Source organism: Mycolicibacterium austroafricanum (assembly GCF_000612725.1).
GTDB classification, from domain to species: domain Bacteria; phylum Actinomycetota; class Actinomycetes; order Mycobacteriales; family Mycobacteriaceae; genus Mycobacterium; species Mycobacterium austroafricanum.
In genome coordinates this window covers 758,014-775,179 of the sequence record NZ_HG964451.1, presented here as the reverse complement: position 1 = coordinate 775,179, position 17,166 = coordinate 758,014, and the positions used below count along the sequence as shown (strand labels likewise).

Annotated in this window: 20 protein-coding genes and 1 pseudogene; 8 read left to right on the top strand and 13 right to left on the bottom strand. The window is 66.3% G+C overall.

Annotated features, from left to right (window positions below):
• Positions 1-81: 81 nt before the first annotated feature.
• Positions 82-1,131 carry a hypothetical protein gene (locus BN976_RS10360; RefSeq protein WP_051558380.1) on the bottom strand — a complete coding sequence of 350 codons (1,050 nt, stop codon included), beginning with the start codon at positions 1,129-1,131 and terminating at the stop codon, positions 82-84.
• Positions 1,132-1,216: 85 nt separating this feature from the next.
• Between BN976_RS10360 and BN976_RS34360 the strand changes: the two are divergent.
• The 8 genes and pseudogenes from BN976_RS34360 to BN976_RS10325 form a co-directional block, all read left to right on the top strand.
• Positions 1,217-1,438, top strand: a pseudogene (locus tag BN976_RS34360) (DUF3427 domain-containing protein); the annotation flags it as partial.
• 93 nt (positions 1,439-1,531) lie between these two features.
• On the top strand, positions 1,532-2,317 hold the full coding sequence (locus BN976_RS10355) for a maleylpyruvate isomerase family mycothiol-dependent enzyme (protein ID WP_036370319.1): 786 nt from the start codon (positions 1,532-1,534) through the stop codon (positions 2,315-2,317).
• Positions 2,314-3,012: a mycothiol-dependent nitroreductase Rv2466c family protein gene (locus tag BN976_RS10350; protein WP_036370316.1), complete on the top strand. Its 699-nt coding sequence runs from the start codon at positions 2,314-2,316 to the stop codon at positions 3,010-3,012. Before BN976_RS10355 ends, BN976_RS10350 begins: the two co-directional genes overlap by 4 nt.
• Before the next feature lie 162 nt (positions 3,013-3,174).
• Entirely contained in the window at positions 3,175-4,923 is a 1,749-nt protein-coding gene (locus BN976_RS10345) for a VanW family protein (protein ID WP_051558379.1), read from the top strand.
• Positions 4,924-4,995: 72 nt separating this feature from the next.
• Positions 4,996-6,090 (top strand): hypothetical protein, encoded by a 1,095-nt coding sequence (locus BN976_RS10340; RefSeq protein WP_235622023.1) that lies wholly within the window; start codon positions 4,996-4,998, stop codon positions 6,088-6,090.
• Positions 6,091-6,164: 74 nt separating this feature from the next.
• Positions 6,165-7,190, top strand: a complete 1,026-nt coding sequence (locus BN976_RS10335) for a patatin-like phospholipase family protein (protein WP_036370313.1) — start codon at positions 6,165-6,167, stop codon at positions 7,188-7,190.
• Positions 7,191-7,523: 333 nt separating this feature from the next.
• Positions 7,524-7,847: a hypothetical protein gene (locus BN976_RS10330; RefSeq protein ID WP_145977934.1), complete on the top strand. Its 324-nt coding sequence runs from the start codon at positions 7,524-7,526 to the stop codon at positions 7,845-7,847.
• Complete coding sequence (locus BN976_RS10325) at positions 7,844-8,146, top strand: hypothetical protein (protein ID WP_145977933.1); 303 nt, start codon at positions 7,844-7,846, stop codon at positions 8,144-8,146. The genes BN976_RS10330 and BN976_RS10325 overlap by 4 nt, the downstream gene beginning before the upstream one ends.
• A 197-nt stretch (positions 8,147-8,343) precedes the next feature.
• Here the strand turns inward: BN976_RS10325 and BN976_RS10320 are convergent, their stop codons facing one another.
• From BN976_RS10320 to BN976_RS10265, 12 genes are all read right to left on the bottom strand, one after another.
• On the bottom strand, positions 8,344-8,682 hold the full coding sequence (locus BN976_RS10320) for a hypothetical protein (RefSeq protein ID WP_036370309.1): 339 nt from the start codon (positions 8,680-8,682) through the stop codon (positions 8,344-8,346).
• Between the two features lie 181 nt (positions 8,683-8,863).
• Complete coding sequence (locus BN976_RS34355; RefSeq protein WP_235622022.1) at positions 8,864-9,613, bottom strand: DUF6188 family protein; 750 nt, start codon at positions 9,611-9,613, stop codon at positions 8,864-8,866.
• 20 nt (positions 9,614-9,633) lie between these two features.
• Complete coding sequence (locus BN976_RS33560; protein ID WP_145977932.1) at positions 9,634-9,894, bottom strand: hypothetical protein; 261 nt, start codon at positions 9,892-9,894, stop codon at positions 9,634-9,636.
• Positions 9,895-9,901: 7 nt separating this feature from the next.
• The gene (locus BN976_RS10305; protein WP_036370307.1) at positions 9,902-10,273 is read right to left on the bottom strand and encodes a hypothetical protein; all 372 of its coding nucleotides are present in this window, start codon (positions 10,271-10,273) and stop codon (positions 9,902-9,904) included.
• A gap of 12 nt (positions 10,274-10,285) precedes the next feature.
• Positions 10,286-10,585 carry a colicin immunity domain-containing protein gene (locus BN976_RS10300; RefSeq protein WP_158498014.1) on the bottom strand — a complete coding sequence of 100 codons (300 nt, stop codon included), beginning with the start codon at positions 10,583-10,585 and terminating at the stop codon, positions 10,286-10,288.
• Positions 10,582-10,806 carry a WXG100 family type VII secretion target gene (locus BN976_RS10295; protein ID WP_036370566.1) on the bottom strand — a complete coding sequence of 75 codons (225 nt, stop codon included), beginning with the start codon at positions 10,804-10,806 and terminating at the stop codon, positions 10,582-10,584. Before BN976_RS10295 ends, BN976_RS10300 begins: the two co-directional genes overlap by 4 nt.
• A gap of 116 nt (positions 10,807-10,922) precedes the next feature.
• A complete protein-coding gene (locus BN976_RS10290) occupies positions 10,923-12,251 on the bottom strand; it encodes a plasmid pRiA4b ORF-3 family protein (protein ID WP_036370302.1) in 1,329 nt (442 codons plus the stop codon).
• A gap of 159 nt (positions 12,252-12,410) precedes the next feature.
• Entirely contained in the window at positions 12,411-12,677 is a 267-nt protein-coding gene (locus tag BN976_RS10285; RefSeq protein ID WP_036370564.1) for a TA system antitoxin ParD family protein, read from the bottom strand.
• Positions 12,678-12,767: 90 nt separating this feature from the next.
• Positions 12,768-13,691, bottom strand: coding sequence for a ribonuclease HI (locus BN976_RS10280; RefSeq protein WP_036370300.1), 924 nt, complete (start codon positions 13,689-13,691; stop codon positions 12,768-12,770).
• A 74-nt stretch (positions 13,692-13,765) separates the two neighbouring features.
• Positions 13,766-16,312 (bottom strand): SEC-C metal-binding domain-containing protein, encoded by a 2,547-nt coding sequence (locus tag BN976_RS10275; RefSeq protein WP_036370299.1) that lies wholly within the window; start codon positions 16,310-16,312, stop codon positions 13,766-13,768.
• A gap of 137 nt (positions 16,313-16,449) precedes the next feature.
• Positions 16,450-16,800 carry a type II toxin-antitoxin system PemK/MazF family toxin gene (locus BN976_RS10270; RefSeq protein ID WP_036370297.1) on the bottom strand — a complete coding sequence of 117 codons (351 nt, stop codon included), beginning with the start codon at positions 16,798-16,800 and terminating at the stop codon, positions 16,450-16,452.
• The gene (locus tag BN976_RS10265; protein ID WP_011778414.1) at positions 16,784-17,014 is read right to left on the bottom strand and encodes a ribbon-helix-helix domain-containing protein; all 231 of its coding nucleotides are present in this window, start codon (positions 17,012-17,014) and stop codon (positions 16,784-16,786) included. Before BN976_RS10265 ends, BN976_RS10270 begins: the two co-directional genes overlap by 17 nt.
• Positions 17,015-17,166 lie beyond the last annotated feature (152 nt).

Below are 17,166 nucleotides of genomic sequence, written 5' to 3'. Positions count from 1 at the left end.
CCATGTCGTCGTCGATTCTTCCTGCCCAAACACTCGGGCAACAGAGTCCCACAACGACTGGACCACTACACGGGGCTCACCTCAGGGTGTGTGTCGCGAGGGCGAGATGGCGCTGCAGTCTCTAAACAGTACCAGTGACGATGACCGCGTGATTGCGTCGAGTCGCTTGAGGATGCGCGAGTGCCGCTTGTCATCGATCTTCAAATACAGTCCGAGAGAGCCCATATCGACCGGACCGGTGGCGTGTGTGAGCACTCGCGGCAGCGCCTCGATGATGTCGACGAAGTCCGTGATGAACTCCCGATAGCTCGTCAACGGATCGTCGAGCATGCGCGCGCAGTCGGCGACGATGTCGACGTGCTCCGACCGTACCGGCAGCACCCGGCAGCGCTCCGAGAGCTCCAGGAACCGTTCCAGGTAGTCCATCGTGCGATGCGCAATGTGCTTGATCGCCTCCGGATCCGCCTCCTCGCCGCCCTTGCCCGTGAACGCCGCCATGAACGCCGGCGCTGCCATAAAGCCTTCCAACTGGTGGGCCGTCGCGATCATCTCGTCGATCAGAGTGACCACCGTGGACGCCAGATGCACCGGCGACAGAGCGACGGTAGACGTCGGCGCGGTGAAGCCGAGCTCGCTGTCGCGCAACCGCGACTGCAGCGGAGCGGCCCGCTGCACCAGGATCGACGCGAACAATGCGTGCGGCCACGCCGAAGGCTTCTCCCGCACCAGCGCATCCAACTCGGCCGGTGTGGTCGCCAGCTGCGCCACCGGCGAATCATCCTGTGCCGCCTCAGCGTCCGATTCAGGATCATCGGTGATCTTGCGCATGGCCGCGGCCCCGTCTTCGCCGTAGATGGCCCGCGTGTCGCCGATCAGCGTCCACCGCTTCTGTCGCTCGGCGCGACGGGTCATCTCGAACTCCCGCTCGGCCGCCTCGTCGGCCTCCAGTTGGCGTTCTTCTTCCATCTTCTGCGCGAGCCAATAGATTCCGGCGAACACACCCACGAGTACCGCGCCGCCGACGAACCACCAGATGTACTTGATGACGAATCCGACCGCCAGAAGCAGCAGCAGGATGGCGCAGAACACCGCGCCGTCGCTCGGCTGCGAGTAGCGACCCCTCGATGCCATCTCCGTCTCCTCCCCAGGCCGGATCGTGGAGCCATCACGGTAGAAGCGAGGTCTGACATCTCCGGTTCCACAGGAGGCCAGCAGACTTAGCCCAGAGTTGTTCCACTGGGAATCGCAATCTACGACGTCGGCTACATCCCAGACAGGACAGCGTTACATCAACCATCGTCGTGCCGGATCGCACATCCTGCTGTTCGTTTGCGAGACGAAGAAGTCAAAGTTCGGCGATGGCGCGCCGTACGTTTTCCTCGGGCCGGCGGATTGGGTGTCACACGAGGGCGAGCGGCCGATGGCGATCACCTGGCAGCGAGTGCCTGGCCGCACCCGAATCGGCCGAGCCGACGCGCCGAAAGTGGCAGGCTGGCCATACTGGCAGTGCTCACACCGAAGGAGATTGCCCATGAAGCCCGACATCACGAGTGCGGCGGAGGTTCGCGGCGCGTTGGAGCACTGCTTCGACACCTACGAATCGCTGTGCGCCGACCTCGGCGATGACGAATGGCAGACGCAGTCACTGTGCCCGGACTGGACGGTTCGCGGTGTCGTCGACCATGTCACCAGCATCGAGGCTGCCATGACCGGCTGGATGCCCGACGACGACACCACTCCGCCGCCGTTCGAGCGCGCAGGGGAGTTCCTCGCCGACTCCGCGCCCTACCTCGACAAGGTCCGCGGCGTCTTCGACGCGAGGCGCCGCGACCTGGCGGCCCTGACGGACGACGATTTCCGCCGGCCCTCCTGGACGCCGATCGGTCCCGGCACCTACGGCGGGTTCCTGGCAATCCGAGTCTTCGACTTCTGGGTCCACGAGCGTGACATCACCACGCCCCTCGGACGGACGACCGACGACTCCGGCGTCGGCGCGGAGCTGTCGCTGGCACAGGTGGAGAACTCGATCGGCTACATCGTCGGGAAGAAGATCGGCGTTCCCGACGGCAAGAGCATCACCTTCAACCTCACGGGACCGATCACCCGGCAGCTGCATGTTGCCGTCGACGGGCGGGCGGCCAAGGTAGAGCACCTCGACAATCCAGACGTCGTGGTGACGACCGATTCGACGACGTTCATCCAACTGGCCTGCGGGCGGATCGACCCGCAGGAGCAGATCGATTCGGGGAAGATCAGCTGGACCGGCGACGATGCACTCGGTGACCGGGCCGCCCGCAATCTGAGGTTCACGATGTGACGAATCCGCCTGTCTCCGTTGACTTCCATTTCGATGTCATGTGCCCGTACGCCTACCAGACATCGCGGTGGATTCGTGCCGTGCGCGACCAGACCGGCCTGCACGTGAACTGGCGCTTCTTCAGCCTCGAGGAGATCAACCGCCAGGAGGGCAAGAAGCATCCCTGGGAACGGGAGTGGTCCTATGGCTGGTCGATGATGCGGATCGGCGCGCTGCTGCGCCGGCGGTCCATGGCTGACGTCGACGCGTGGTACGAACGCGCAGCGCGGGCATTGCACGTCGAAGGGCACAAGCCGCACGAAAAGGCTGTCGCGCGACACCTTCTCGAAGAACTCGGCTTCGATCCGGGGCTCGTCGATGAGGCGGTGGATGACCCGACGACGAGTGATGAGGTCATGGCCGACCACAACCGTGTCGTCGACGCCGGCGGCTACGGCGTGCCCACGCTGTTCTTCCCCGACGGGCAATGCCTGTTCGGCCCGGTGCTCATCGACCCGCCAGCCGGTGAAGCGGCACTGCGGCTGTGGGACGCCGTAGTCGCATGGACGGAGTTCCCCCACCTCTACGAGCTGCAGCGGCCCAAATCCACCGCCGATCAGCTGGCGATCGCCGAGGCGTTCCGCCCGTACCTGGAGGCCAGAGACTGGGTTTCGATCAACCGCGGCAAGGTTGTCGGTTTCGACGATCTGCGGTGAGGTACAGCTAGCGCATGGACATTCTCGCGCCAACTGCCAACTGCCGACGGGCGAGGGTGCTAACTGCCCGTGATCGGCCCACGGCGCGGACGGCCATCGATCCGTAAGCTGATTGACGACGTGTTTGCCGACACGCGAAACGATGTACGAGGAACTGAGTCGATGCCGCTCGAAGGGCGCCCCGCCGGCACGCCGGGCGGCACAGTGCACCCGCAGGTCATCCCCGGCGCCAAGCCCGCCAAGCCCCGCCGCTTCCGGGGCCTGTGGCTTCTGCTCGCCGCCCCGTTCGCCGTCCTGGCGGGCCTCTACCTCGGCGATCTGATCCTCAGCTCGGACAGAGTGCCCCGTGGCGTGACCGCCGCCGGCGTGCCCATCGGTGGTCTCACGTTGACCGATGCCGAAGAGCGGCTGCGCGCCGCGGTCACCCCGCGCACCACCCGACCGGTCCCCGTCACCGCCGGCCCCGAGCGCGCCGAGATCGACCCGACGTCGGCCGGCCTGTCCGTCGACTGGCGCGCCACCGTGGATCAGGCCGGCGCCCAACCGCTGAACCCGCTCACCCGCCTCTCGTCGCTGTTCACCACACGCGAGATCGGCGTTGTTTCCACTGCCGACGACACCGCCCTCACCGCCGCGCTCGACGACCTGGGCACCCGCGTCGCCCAGGATCCAGTCGAGGGCACGGTGCGCTTCGAGGGCCGCGAACCCGTCGGGGTGAACCCGGAGACCGGCCACCGACTCGACGTCGACGCTGCCACCGAACTGCTCAAGCGTGACTGGGCCACCGGCAGCACCGTTGATCTGCCGATGATCGAATTGGAGCCCCGCACAACGGCGTCCGACGTCGAGGCCGCCGTCGCCGACATCGCCGCGCCCGCGGTGTCCGGGCCGCTGGTCATCACCGGCGAGGACGACGTCCGCGCCGTCATCTCTGAGAACGTCATCGCGTCGGCCCTGACCTTCACGGCCGACGACGGTGAGATTGTGGCCACCATCGACCAGAACGCCATCGCCGACGCCGCCCGGCCCCAACTCGCCGACTCGGAGGTCCCGCGGCGCGACGCGACCATCGACTTCACCGCGTCCCCGCCGGCGAAGGTGCCGTCGCAGGACGGCCGTCGCATCGAATACGACGACACCCTCGCCGACCTGATGGACGTGTTGACCGACACCACCGACCGCGAGGTCGCGGCCGTCTATGTGGACGAGCCGGCGACGTTCACCACGGCCGACATCGACGCGCTCGGCCCCGTCCAGGTCATCGGCGAGTTCCAGACGTCCGGGTTCTCCGGTGACTCCGGCGTGAACATCAAACGCGCTGCAGATGCGATCGACGGCATCGTCGTCGCGCCCGGGGAGACGTTCAGCCTCAACGGCGCCACCAACCCGCGCACCGCCGCCAACGGCTATGTCGAGGCCGGCATCATCCTCAACGGCAGACCGGACAGCGGCGTCGGCGGCGGTGTGTCCCAGGTGGCCACCACGCTGTTCAACGCCGCGTACTTCGCGGGCATGGAACTCGTCGAGCACCAGGAGCACAGCTACTACATCAGCCGCTATCCGGCGGGCCGGGAGGCCACCGTGTTCGGCGACGAGATCGACGTCAAGTTCCGCAACGACGGACCGACCCCGGTGCAGATCCAGACCACGTGGACGTCGTCGGCGATCACCGTCCAGTTGGTGGGGATCAAACGCTACGAGGTGACGTCGGCGCAGAGCCCGCGCTCGGCGCCGACGAGCCCGAGGACGATCACCATCCCGGCAGGGGAGTCGTGCAGCGCCAGCAGCGGCGCACCGGGATTCACCATCACCGACACCCGCACCCTGCGCGACATCGTCACCGGCGATACCCGCACGGAATCCCACACCGTGCGCTATGACCCAATTCCCAAGGTGGTGTGCGGGGGCTGACGGACTGGCTGCAGACCGCACGCGGTAAGAGGGCGGTCTGACATGTCCCTGCTGCCGAGTAGCGTCCGCGCCATGACTGACAGACACAGACGACGCAGAACCAAGCAGGCGCGTCGGGACGCACGCCGGGCACGGAAACGCCGCGCTGGCACCGGCTCTGAACCGCCTCCCGACGATCCGCAGCAGGACCCGACCAACGCTTTGAGTCCATGGAGCTTCCTGGTGTTCGCCAGCCAGCAGGTCGAGGCGGCAAAACCAGACCCCTTGGCGAACTTCCGTTCCCACCAGGAAGACCCAATCGATATCGACTACCTCGTCAAGAGCCTCGTCGATGACCCCGACCCCGGATCCGCGTCCGTCGTAGCGCTGTTCGCCGAACTGCTGGACGGCGAACTGCAGCTTCGCTGCCGGGAAGCGCTGAACGCCTACAACGGGCCGCTGGTGCCATGGGTCACCGCACTGCGAGACGTCGACGTGTACCGCGCTGTGCGCCTCACACACGTGCTCGGAGACTTCGACCAGATCTTGCTCGGGGCCCGACTCCTCGACGGGCAGGAAGCGACATGCGGGGTTCTGATTAATCACCTCGATGACTCCGAGATCGCCGATGCCGCACTATTTGTGGTCACCATCGACGACGCCGTCGACGAACTGTCCGGTCCTGACTGCACGGCCGCCGACATGAGTCTCGCCGATGCGCGGGCCTGGATCGAGTGCGGACTCAAGCGAAACTTCATCTTTCGCGACACCGCGACGTGGCCCGATTGCCGGCCGCTGCTGCAGTGGCTGGTCGGTCGACTGCCAGACGGCGGCGACCTCTATCAGTCACCCATGTGGGACCCGGATGCGAGCAAGGCGCTGTTCGATGAGTTCTTTGCGTCCGAGGCAGGCGCGGTCTTCGACAGTCGCGACCACCGATACCTCTTGCAGGAACTCACGGAGTCGGGCACGGCCGACCCATTGCGGTGGAGCGCGGCGCGCGTGGAACAGGTGCTCGACTCTCCGCTGTCGGAAGGCGATCACCCGCTGAAGGTCCTCCTGGATGTGCCCGCCCTCCTGAGGGCGTACATCCCGTTTGCGCACGAGCGGAGCGGAATCCGCGAGGGTTTGACCGCACGGGCCCTCGCCGCCCTCGACTGGAGAGATGTTGGCGCTAGGTCCGCCTGAACCTGGCGGCTGCGGTTGAATCCTGTGGTCTGCGGTCTCACCGCAGTGCCCAGCGAACGTGTCAGGCTGGACTGATGGCTGCGAAGCGAAACCCCCACCGCGCAGATCTCGTGCTGTCCGGCGGCGGAGTCAAAGGAATCGGTCTGGTGGGCGCGGTCGGCGCGCTGCGCGACGCCGGCTATGCCCTCGAACGCATCTCGGGAACCTCGGCGGGCTCACTGGTCGGCGCGGTGGTGGCCGCCGGCAGCCAGGCCGGCGGGCTCAGCGCCGAGCAGTTGCGCGAGATCGCGGTGAGCGTGCCCTACCGGAGGTTCCGCGACAGCGGCCCGATCGAACGCATCCCGCTGATCGGGACCGCCTGGGGTCTGGCGCGCGGGACCGGGATCTACCGCGGCGACTTCGCCCATCAGTGGATTCGCGGCGAACTGAAGAACCTGGGTGTGCGCACGTTCGGTGACCTGGCCATCGACGCCGATCACCTGCTGCCGGAGCGCCGCTACCGGCTGGTGGTCACCGTGGCCGACCTGACCACGGGCCAGTTGGTGCGGCTGCCGTGGGATTACGAACGCATCTACGGCCTGGATCCCGACGAGCAGTCCGTCGCCGACGCGGTCCGGGCGTCGATGTCGATACCGTTCCTGTTCCGGCCTTTCACGTTGAAAGACGCTGCTGGGCAACGCTGCACACTGGTCGACGGCGGGGTGCTGTCGAACTTCCCGATCGACTCGTTCGACCGGCCCGACGGTGCCGAGCCCCGCTGGCCGACGTTCGGCGTGACGGTGGTGCCCTACCTGCCCGCCCCGACGGCCCAGCAGTTGATCCCCGGCCTGCGGCTGCCGTGGGACGGGCCCACCTTCCTGGAGAGTCTGATCACCACCATGCTGGTCGGACACGACCAGGCTCATCTCAACCAGCCATGGGTGAAGGTGCGCGCCATCCAGGTGGACTCCACCGACGTCGGCGTCCTCGACTTCGACATCACCCGCGCCGAGGCCGACGTCCTGTACGACAAGGGCTACGCGGCGGCCACCGAGTTCCTGTCGTGCTGGGACTGGTCGGGGTACCTCCAGCGCTTCCGTCGTGCGCATTACGTGACGTGACGCCTGCTCTCCGCTGGGTTGGAACGGCCCAGACGGCATGAATGCAGACCGTCTGTCCATCCCGTCCGCGTTCGGGCGCTGCCGAACCGCGTCATGAGGCAAACCTGTGCCGGCGGCGACATCTCGGGACTCTCGGCTGAGCAGCGCGGCAGCCGACTGGCATGACGCCGAATTGGTGAACGGAAGCGCCGCGCTGCGCCCATAAACTGAATTCGTGAGCGTGCTGGACGTCTGCCTGGCGACGTCGACAGAGTTCGGCCCGACGACGAGCCCGCCGTGTCCCGTCAATCCCGTTGCCCTCGGGCGTCACCCAGATCTGAAAAGGCAGACAGCATGACAACGTCCGCCCGACTGCGCGGCTTGGACTCTGGAACGTGGTGCACGGCTACCTGGATGGCGCCACTGACCACTCAGGTCGACCTGGCACTGCTCATCGTGACCTCATGGCTGCTCGGGAAGTGGTTCCCGGGCACCGGCGCGGTACCACTTCTCCTCGTGAGCGCCGCCGCGGTGTTGTCTCTGTGCGTGGTGGCCGTGATTGTCCTCGCAAGATCAGCGACATCACGCGCGCAGGGCGTCGCACTGAGCATCGCCGGGGCATATACGGTTGTCCTCGTCGGCGCAGCCGCCTACGGAGTCTGGATCCTGCGATGGTGAATAAGGCTGCAGCACAACCGCGTAAGCCGGATTATGGGCCGGTCACCTTTCTGGCGGCGCTGGGCAACATCTTCGTCGTGGAGCTCGCGGTGTGGGTGTTCCTGCCGTGGTTTCTGCTCGCGATCTACGTCGTGCCACTGCTTCTGATCGATCTGGTGCTGGCGATGGTACTGAAGTCGCGGCACGGGACTATGGGGCAGGTCGGTCGAGGGACGTTGATCGGCTTGATCGCAGCGCCGGCAGCGCTGGCGGTGTTCTTGCCGGGGCTGCTACTCGCCCAAGCCCTGGGTTTTGTCTGAGGGATACTCAATCGGGCGGGTTGAGAAGGCGAGATACTGCTCCGGCAATTCGCGAGACTGCCTCTGCCGCTGGGGGTCTCTGAGACCACAGGCCGGGAGATAGGCGTGCCGCGCGCCTGGGTGACACCCTTCACGTCGCGTTCATCAGGGCCGTCAATGGCACCGGTTTGTGACTGCTAGGTGGCAAATGGCGTCGGCTAAACCTGTTGCGCTAACCGCTCGCCCTTGTCCGTGAGATTGAGCCAGCAGTACCACGGCCATATGTCCTGCTGGTCGAAACCGGCCACGTAGACACGACGGATGCGTTCCACCGCCTCGTCGAGCGGTTCGGTCCACGCGGTGAATCCTGTCTCGTCGGACACCTCGCCGACCTCGAACAACCCTTCCTCGACCAGGTCGTGAATCAGTGTCAGCGTCGCGTCTTGAACCGCGCTAAGGGGGGCGCCGGGCTTAGATTCAGATACTTCCCAATGGATTCGGTCGAGCGCGACCCAATCGGCAAGACCTCTGCGGAGGATGGTTTCGCGCGGGGTCATCTCCCCGCCCTTCTTGTGCGCCGCACGGTCCGATCCTATTTGTGTTCCACTCGGTCAGGCGCTGGCATTCGTTTCACGGACGCACAATCACGACTGTGGCGGGCGAGCGAGATTGCGAGGTCTGCTTGCGTCGCTTGTATCCTCGTGGCGGCTCAGAGGGATAGGCCCACGTCTGCCGATGTCATGAGTCGGCGTCGCGACTCCAGGTGGCCAATCTGCCCCGCGGGGTGCATACCACCAGCGCGCCGTGAGGACCGCAAACGCTCCACGCTTCGTATGTCTCGTCTGGCGGGACCTCCAACTGGGTGCCGTCGCTGAAGACGATTTGAAGCGTTCCGTTCGTCGCCGCGGTCGCTGTTTTGACCGTCCGTCCCACCAGTTGGCGCGCCGGTTCGAACGCTTCCTCAACATCTGTATCGGGCGAGAGCGAAATGCTCTCGCCATGGAGCTCCATCCTGAACGGAGACTCGATGACGATGAAGTAGGCGTCCGACAATTGCAGCCTGAGCGTGAACTCGATCAACACTGACTGCACTATCGTGCCGTTCAGGCCTAGATCCATCGCACCGGCGATTGGAGTCCGCTCCGCGTCGGGATCGGTTGTGAGGAGTTCCATCTCGTCCGACCGAGGCCACCTGGACGGAGGGTCATCACTGACCCATGCGTATTCCAGCCCCGACACACGGCCGTCGGCAAGCCAGACGATGATTTCTCCCTGATAGCCGGCACTGTCTTGCACAAGGGCGCGCGCGGGGAACGGCCCGTTCGGGAAGCCTGTGACTGCTGTCCGACCCGCGGTCTTCACGTCGAGGATCCAAGGCGCCGAGCGACGGACGAGCGCCTCACCGAGGCTGTCAATCAGCGCGCGGGATCCAGGGACGTCCGCGGCGGTGATGATGGAACGCACCACATTCGCCTCGTCTGCGGCCATCGGGCGCCAGCCCTGAGATGTCATGGCCATTCACCGATCCGGTGAGTGTTGAAGCGGGCGAGGACAGCGGTGACCGCCCGCCCGTACTCGGTCGGCTCCCATTCGTCGTCGAGGTTGTTGATGAGTTCATCGCCGAGTGCGGTAACGATCCCCTCTGAATCGGAGCGAGACACCTCGTGAAGCCGAATTCGCGCCGCTAAGGATGGGTTGCGACGATCGAGGACGGCGTGGAGGAGTGCCGTCTCGGCGGTGTTGAGACAATCTGTCAGCCTCAATGGCATGGGAGCGTCATCCCTCTAGTTCGACGTAGGGCTGTGAGCCCCGGATGCGAACCCGGCCCCAATCACCCTCCGCCACAAACAGATCGTCAGTGACCTCGAGGGTGTCGATGTTGCCAAGATCTTCTTCGCCCGTCGCATCGGTGTAGTGGCGATCTGCCCTGGCAAGCCACTCGATCCCTTTGACATGCGGAAATACGAGACTGGCCATGGCATAGCAGTACTGCTCGCCGGGGCGTGGTGCATGATAAGCGGGACTGTCGGGAGTCAACACTGCATCGAGCCTGAAAGTTAGTCGGTCAGCAGACTCGGCGATCGCGAGGACGTAGCTGTCTTCAAGATAGACACCGGCGAGGCCAGGAAACTTCCCGTAGTCGATCATTGACAGCCAGCCTCACTCGAATCCAATGTCTCTCAGTGCGTGCCTCGCGCGTCGGGCGCATTCAAACAACCGCTCGCCATCAATGTCTTCAGGGTCAGTCCGAATGTTCGGATCGGCGACATGAGCATCGGCGTCTTCGAACAGCTCCTGCAGGATCGGATAGACAGGTTCGCCGAGTGTGCGTCGTTCAGCTTTAAATGTCTGCAGGAACGACCTTTCGAATGCTGCAGCGGAAATCGAGTGGCCGATGAAGCTGTCGATCGTGTTGAGGTACGCAGTTATGTCGGGTAAAGGCCGCTCTTCAAACATCATCGAAGGGATCCTCGCTCGAGTGTGTCCACGAGGGTGGCTGCGCCGTCGAACCATTCCGCCCACAACGGCGAGTACGCGGACGCCGCTCCCGACCAGCCGCGAGGCATGTTACTCCAGTCCCATTGCATACCGGTGAGCTGCTCGTGAAGCGCGACGGCGTCGGTCCTCACCGCGCGGGACGTGTTGAACGCGAAGTCGGGAACTACGTTCAGGTGGTCCATGGCTTCCTCGACAGCTGTGTTTTCGTTCGAGTCAGTCTATGAGCGCGAGGAAGAGGGTCTCGTCGCCAATTTGCCGGGAGGCAGCTACTGATCGGCCGGCCGCACCCCGACCGTCCTCAAACGCCGAGCGCCCGCCGCGCCAGCGCGGCCGCCACGGGACTGATCAGATCCCGCCGACGCCACGTGACCGGCTGATCGGTGACGTTGATCAGAACCTCGTATGCGGGGAGGTGGCGCAGGGCGGATCCGGTGACGGGAGTCCCGTCCGCGTGGCGCCACCCGAGTTCGGTGAGGATCGCGGCGATTGTGTTCAGCGGCAGTTGGGCGTCCGGGGAAGCCGCGGCGTAGGCGAGCATCACCAGGCCGGCCTGCACGTGGAACTCATCGCCGAGCTTGGGGTTCAACCGACTGGCCAGGTGCTCCCACAACGCCTTGACGTCGCGCTGGGCGGACTGGCCGGCCCTGGTCAGCAATAGTTGGCCCTTGTTCTTGCGGAGCAGGCCGACGTCCTCCAGCATCTCGCGGAATTGCAGTAGCGGGTAGCAGTGTGCCTCGCGGTTCTTCGCTCCGATCCAATCCGCCATCACCGGAACCACTTTCGATGCCTCCATCACGTCAGCCGGTTTGAGATAGCCCGCTCCGGTCAGCGGGATGCCGCCGTCCGCCGCCCGATCCAAGAACCACTGGAAGCCTCGCAGGTGGCCGATCAGATCCGCCGCCTCAAGCGGGGTGTGTTTCTCGGTCAGCGCGAGCGCCGCCTGGGAAAGGCTGTCGCCGTGCGCGGTGTAGGTGAGCCGCTGAACCAGGTCGACCAGACGCGGGTCGACCTTCGCTTCGCGCAACACGAAGTACGGGCCGCGCAGGGCGTCGTTGATCCGATCCGGTTCGAAACGGGCGGGGTCGGGAAGCACCTCGGCGAGGCTCGCCGCGTCGACCAGGTGCCCGCAGTCCTCCGGCGGGGCGGCACCCTCGCCGCCGACGACCGCCGCCGCGGCACACTCGCCATCGGCGGGCAGAACCTGCTCCAGGCGCAGCGTCAGCTCCCAGTTGTCGCCGTAGTCGTAGAGGTAGTGCAGCACATCGCCGGTGGCAGTCAGGGTTTCGTCCAGGCGGGTTTCGGCGGCAGGAATGCCGTCGTCCTCGAAGTCGGCCTCCGCGACGTCGTACGGGCACAGGAACAGCTGGCTGTCCCTGTCGAACGCGCCGCCACCGAGGGAGAAGCGGTGCAGATGCGAGTCGGTCCAGTCGAACGCCACCTGCAGGACCTGATGCACAAAGTCCAACGTCAGGTCCGAGCGCAGATCGATGCGCCGCCAGATCGGCGGATCGGCGTCGTCGATGTCCACCCTGACCCGGTAGACGACGGCATCGTCCCGTCGCGGGTGACGCAGATCGGGCCGCGACTCCAGGTTGGTCACCACCCGCAGGTGTCGCCGGTCTGTCACTGGGCCCTCTGCTCGTCTGTTCGGTCTGCGGTCGAGTCGATCATTATCTGCCTCGCCGACGGTGGAGGAGAGAGGTTGGTGTCCAGGCCGGCAGATCCCACGTCGCGGTCGAGGCGCATCAACGAAGCGCAGCGCTTGTGGCTTTCGCGAGAAGCCACCTCATGTGCCGCGGTCCAGCCGTGTCGAACTGCCGTCAGGTGCGTACAGGACGATCTCGCCGTCGTCGTCGAGCGCGACCGTGGTGACTCCTCGGGCGGCTTCCACCTTGCGGCGAGCAACGCTGTGCTGGCTGGAGACTGCGCGCCCGACTCGCGCCCAGTGGTCGAGTTGCTGTTCCGCCGACCGGTTCTGACGTGCGCCTTCGGCGGCAGCGCTGTCCATCAGATCCGCGGCGAACCGGGTCACTCGATTGGTTGTGTCGGACATTGACACCTCGGATGTGGCAATCTGGCACGGCTGTAGCCGATGCTACAACCCTGCGCGGGTGGCCGATAGCGGGTCGTCCGGTGCGAGTCCTCAAGCGGTCTGCTTCGTGAACTCCCGCGAGAACGTCTCCGCCAGGTCCTGCGCGCGGCGGTGATATTCGGCGCCGTCAAGGCCGCTGTCGCCCAACGCATATCGCGATGCCAGCCGGGCCAGGGCGTCGGCGCCCTCGTTGAGCGGCTCACCGCGGTGCCCCTTCACCCACACCGGGGTGATCCGCTCGCGATCCTCGTAGATCATCTGTTGCGCGCGAACCAGTCCCGGCGTCTTCCCGCTCTCCCGGTAGACGGCGTAGCCCTCCGGCAGCACGTCGTCGCCGGCCATCCACCGCTTCACCATCGCGACCGCGAACTTGCTGTCGCTGAGCACCGTGATGTCGCGGCCGCGCAGCGTCTGTACCGCCGCACCGATGGCGCGCAGCTCGGCGACCAACACCACCTTCGGACCGATCAGCTTGGTCGAATGCCGCAAGCCCTGCAGCCCATATTCACCCGTAGACGCGAGCCACCCGTAGCCGGTGATCCTGCCCCGCACCGAGCCGTCCGTCGCGACCCATACCGGACCCGCCGGCACCGGCGTGGCCTCCCGCAGCCCTGCACACGCCTGCCGCACCAGCTCCGCATCCGAGAGCCTCGGCCGCTCGATCCACACCCCGGGCATCAGCAGGGCGATCTCGTCGCGCAGCGCCCACAGCGTGCTGCGTGCCGGCACCTGCACCACGAACCGGATCCGCTCCCCGCCGGATGACTCGCGGACGCGGCTGATGACGTCGAGCACCGCGGTGTCGACGGACTCGGCCTCCACGGATCCGGTCCAGCGGTGTTCGACGGATGCCGCCGAATACCGGTACCGCGACTCGCTGCACCGAGCGAGCGCAATCGCGACCGACCGCGTCGGGCGCGGCCGTGCCGCCACGATGTCGATCGGCCGTGCAGTGGCCACGGGTTTCGGTGCCATCTCCGTCTCCTCCCCAGCTGAACAGGTGTGACGGCACTGTATTCAGGGGGTCTGACATCGACGATGGACGTGCGTTACGGCAACCCCAACGCCGCCCGGAGCCGGTCCACGCTCATCCCATGGCGGCCCGCGTCGGCGGGGAAGGAGTCGAGCAGTCGGATCAGGTCGGGCCGGCGGGTCGGGTCATCGGCGGCCTGGCGTGGGGTGTGCCCGTCGAGTGCCGGGATCGGTTCGTCCAGCCACTTGGCTTCGTAGTCCAGGATCATCGCGTCGAGCAGCGCGGCGATCTCGGGGTCGTCGGGCTCGATCGCGCCCTTGGCCGTTTCCGGCATGCGCGCGGCCATCGCCCGCGGATCGTCCACGCGTTCGCGGGTGTCCTCGAGAACCTGCATCGCCGGGTCGAGCCGCTCCACCGTGGCCAGCACCCGGTCCATCCGTTCCTCGCTGTTGGTCTCCACCCGCAGCGTCTCCCCGTCGAGCACCAACGTCGCGCGGATGCGCTCCATGCCGTGCGTGGTGACGTGCTCGAACCACTTAGGCGGCTCAGCGTCCTCGACCCGGTCGTAGGTGTCGTCAAGCGCCGACTGGATTGACGCCGCATCGCCGACGTGGACGGTGGCCTCACAGATGATCATCGGGTCACCCTCAGTGTTGGTCAGCGTCGGCGGGGCGAACCGGAGGCTCAGAAACGCGACGAGGTCCACCGGGTCAGGCCCCTCGTCGAGCAGCGCGATTAGTGCGTCACGCTGATGCAGCGCAACGGGTTCCAGCCCGCCGAAGAACTGCGCGGTGTCGTCGCCGGCGGGCAGCACCCGGGTGCAGATCAGCTGTCCAGACTTGAGGTGACGGCTGGCGGTGCGCTCCTGCACCTCGTGGATGTCACCGGTGCGCACGTCGCGTACGGTCACCCCGTGGCCGGGGCGCACCTGCCCGACTTCGAAGAGCGACCGGTCCACCAGCAGCCATTGCTCGGCCAGCGACCGCTCGTCTTCGGGCAGCAGCGGTCCGCGGACGGCCAGGAAGTCCTCGAACGCGCCGCCCTCGAACAACGCCGCGTCGACTACCAACGGGTCCGCCGTCTCGTCGGGCGCATCGTGAAACTGGTTGCGCTCGTAGTCCAGTTCGACGATCAGTGCGCGCCAGCCACTCATCAGCGCGTGCTGCGCTGCCTTCGAGTACAGCCAACCCACGCGCTCGGGGAGCGCCGGCTGCTCCTTTCCGAGATGGCACTTCTTGTACTTGCGGCCCGACCCGCACCAGCACGGCTCGTTGCGGCCGACGTCGGGGCGGGCCTCGCCCCGAAAGCTGCTCAGCATCTCCAGCAACGGATCGTCCGGATCGGCTCCGGCGCGGCGAAGCAACGCCAACCCGCGCTCGACGTCACCGCGGTCGGACGCGATCCGGGCCAGGTCGTACAACGGCAAGGGCCAGTCGGTGTCCATCGACTCGGCGGCCAGCAGCTCCCGTTCGGCCGACTCGATGTCGCCAATGCGCTCCAGCGCCACCGCTCGTAGCCAGCGGAACGCCACCCGCGCGCGGCGCGGCACCTGTGGCTCCAGCGTCTCGGCGAACAACCCCAGCGCCGCGGCGCCATCGGGATTGCGGCCCAGCGTCTCGGCCACCAGCACCTCGGCCAGCCGCGGATCGGCGAGCTCGGCGCCGAACTCGGCGACCAGCTCCCGGTACCCGTCAAGGGGCGGCACCGGCGCGTCCTCGGCTGCGACGTCCTCGTCTGCGTCGTCGGCGAAGTCCTCGTCCGCGGGCAACATCGTGATCAGCTGCGACATCTGCTCATAGATGGCCTTGAGTGCGCGCACGGCGAGCGCATCGTCGTCGTCGAGGTCGTACCGCCTCTTCAGAACCTCACAATCCAGATCGAAGCGCCACCGGTCGAAGTCGAAACCCGCGGGTGCGAGCAGACCCCCGCGGGCCTCCAGGCCGTGGTCGGCGGCGATCTCCGACAGCGGCGGTGTGGGCTCGGTGAACAGCGCCGGATCCGCCGCGCACGCCGTCCACACCGCCGAGTCGAACGTCACCGGCTCTTCGGGGTCCAGCGTCGCTGCCAACGCGGCACCCGCCGACGGCGACGGGTCCGCGGTGACCCGCGTGAAGGTGAGCCCCTCGGGCGCCAACCGCAGACCGACCAGATCGCCGTCGACGACACCCAGGGCGCGCAGCGTGCCCGGCGGCAGTACCAGCGCCCCGCCGTCGTCGACCATCTCCGGGGGAACGCCCCGCTCGTCGAGCACGTCCTCGTCGAAGGCCGGCAACGCGACGCTGACCGGCGAGCCGTCGACCAGACGCGCGTACGGCTCGAATTCGCACAGGTGGGTGATCGCGTCAAGGTCCGGGGTCACGAGCAGGATGTCGTGGGCGAGCTCCTGGGATGTGACCCGGTGCGTGAATACCCGACCGGCCAGCAACGCGGGCAGCCACACCCAGCTTTCGTCGACCAATGGCGCAGCGGGACAGTCAATTTCGTTCAACAGACGGGGGAGGAGTTCCTCCGGATCCGCGACGCCCATATCGCGCAGGCGGTGCGCGATAGCGTCCTTGGGGAGGGGGCCGTGCTCGATCAGAATCGTCGCAAGGGCTTTGGTCGGGTCGAGCTGTGCTGCCACGCCACCACGGTATGCGATTGCGTTCAGACTGCGCCTACGGCGGCCCATACTCGACCTGCGCCGCCTTGAGTGCAGTCTGAACGTGTCGGCCCCAGACCAAGCGCCGGCGCAGCTGAGCGCCGCGGACCTTCAGAGATTCACAGTGCGAGATGCAGCCGCAGAGCGTCATCCAGTTCTGCAAGTTCACGCGCGGAGACACGGCCGATCCGGCGGATCAACCGCTGTGCAGCAATTGATCTGACCTGTTCGGCCTGCGCCTTTGACGCAACCGCCAACCCGCTGTCGGGAGCTTGGAGAAGCACCTGGAATGGATAGATCCTGTCGACGTTGCTGGTTACCGGCACGACGGTAATCACCCCGCGGCCGAGCCTCGATGCGGTGGCGTTGGCTCGGTCATTGCTGACAATGACGGCAGGTCGCGTCTCGTTGGCCTCGCTCGCTCGGGACGGCTCCAGATCGACGTACCAGATGTCACCGCGCCGCATCACCGACGCCGTCTCCGGCGGCGGACTCCCACACATCGCCCTCGCCGCCGCTCGACCACTCGCCCCAGGCCTGCACGTAGTCGTCCTCCAGTGTCGGGTAGCGCAGCATCCGGATTGCTTTCTGAATCGCCGCCGACCGGGACGGAAGACCCGCGTGGTCGACGTAGGCGTCGACCAGCGCGATCTCGTCTTCCGAGAGGCTGATGCTGATCTTCATACCGCAATGCTACCTGGGTAGCATTGCGATGGCTGGTTCGTTGGGACTCTCGACACGGCAACTTCGCGGCGCTTCAGGTGGCGCATCGTCGGTGCCATCCCCTGGCTACGTCGCCGTTCTGTAAGTGCGGCGGCATCTGGCGAGTGCGGACG

Excerpts from the sequence above, each read along its gene's own strand:
- BN976_RS10360 (WP_051558380.1), bottom strand. The coding sequence starts at position 1,131 with ATGGCATCGAGGGGTCGCTACTCGCAGCCGAGCGACGGCGCGGTGTTC.
- BN976_RS10355 (WP_036370319.1), top strand. The coding sequence starts at position 1,532 with ATGAAGCCCGACATCACGAGTGCGGCGGAGGTTCGCGGCGCGTTGGAG.
- BN976_RS10345 (WP_051558379.1), top strand. The coding sequence starts at position 3,175 with ATGCCGCTCGAAGGGCGCCCCGCCGGCACGCCGGGCGGCACAGTGCAC.
- BN976_RS10340 (WP_235622023.1), top strand. The coding sequence starts at position 4,996 with ATGACTGACAGACACAGACGACGCAGAACCAAGCAGGCGCGTCGGGAC.
- BN976_RS10335 (WP_036370313.1), top strand. The coding sequence starts at position 6,165 with ATGGCTGCGAAGCGAAACCCCCACCGCGCAGATCTCGTGCTGTCCGGC.
- BN976_RS10330 (WP_145977934.1), top strand. The coding sequence starts at position 7,524 with ATGACAACGTCCGCCCGACTGCGCGGCTTGGACTCTGGAACGTGGTGC.
- BN976_RS10320 (WP_036370309.1), bottom strand. The coding sequence starts at position 8,682 with ATGACCCCGCGCGAAACCATCCTCCGCAGAGGTCTTGCCGATTGGGTC.
- BN976_RS34355 (WP_235622022.1), bottom strand. The coding sequence starts at position 9,613 with ATGGCCGCAGACGAGGCGAATGTGGTGCGTTCCATCATCACCGCCGCG.
- BN976_RS33560 (WP_145977932.1), bottom strand. The coding sequence starts at position 9,894 with ATGCCATTGAGGCTGACAGATTGTCTCAACACCGCCGAGACGGCACTC.
- BN976_RS10305 (WP_036370307.1), bottom strand. The coding sequence starts at position 10,273 with ATGATCGACTACGGGAAGTTTCCTGGCCTCGCCGGTGTCTATCTTGAA.
- BN976_RS10300 (WP_158498014.1), bottom strand. The coding sequence starts at position 10,585 with ATGATGTTTGAAGAGCGGCCTTTACCCGACATAACTGCGTACCTCAAC.
- BN976_RS10295 (WP_036370566.1), bottom strand. The coding sequence starts at position 10,806 with ATGGACCACCTGAACGTAGTTCCCGACTTCGCGTTCAACACGTCCCGC.
- BN976_RS10285 (WP_036370564.1), bottom strand. The coding sequence starts at position 12,677 with ATGTCCGACACAACCAATCGAGTGACCCGGTTCGCCGCGGATCTGATG.
- BN976_RS10280 (WP_036370300.1), bottom strand. The coding sequence starts at position 13,691 with ATGGCACCGAAACCCGTGGCCACTGCACGGCCGATCGACATCGTGGCG.
- BN976_RS10265 (WP_011778414.1), bottom strand. The coding sequence starts at position 17,014 with ATGAAGATCAGCATCAGCCTCTCGGAAGACGAGATCGCGCTGGTCGAC.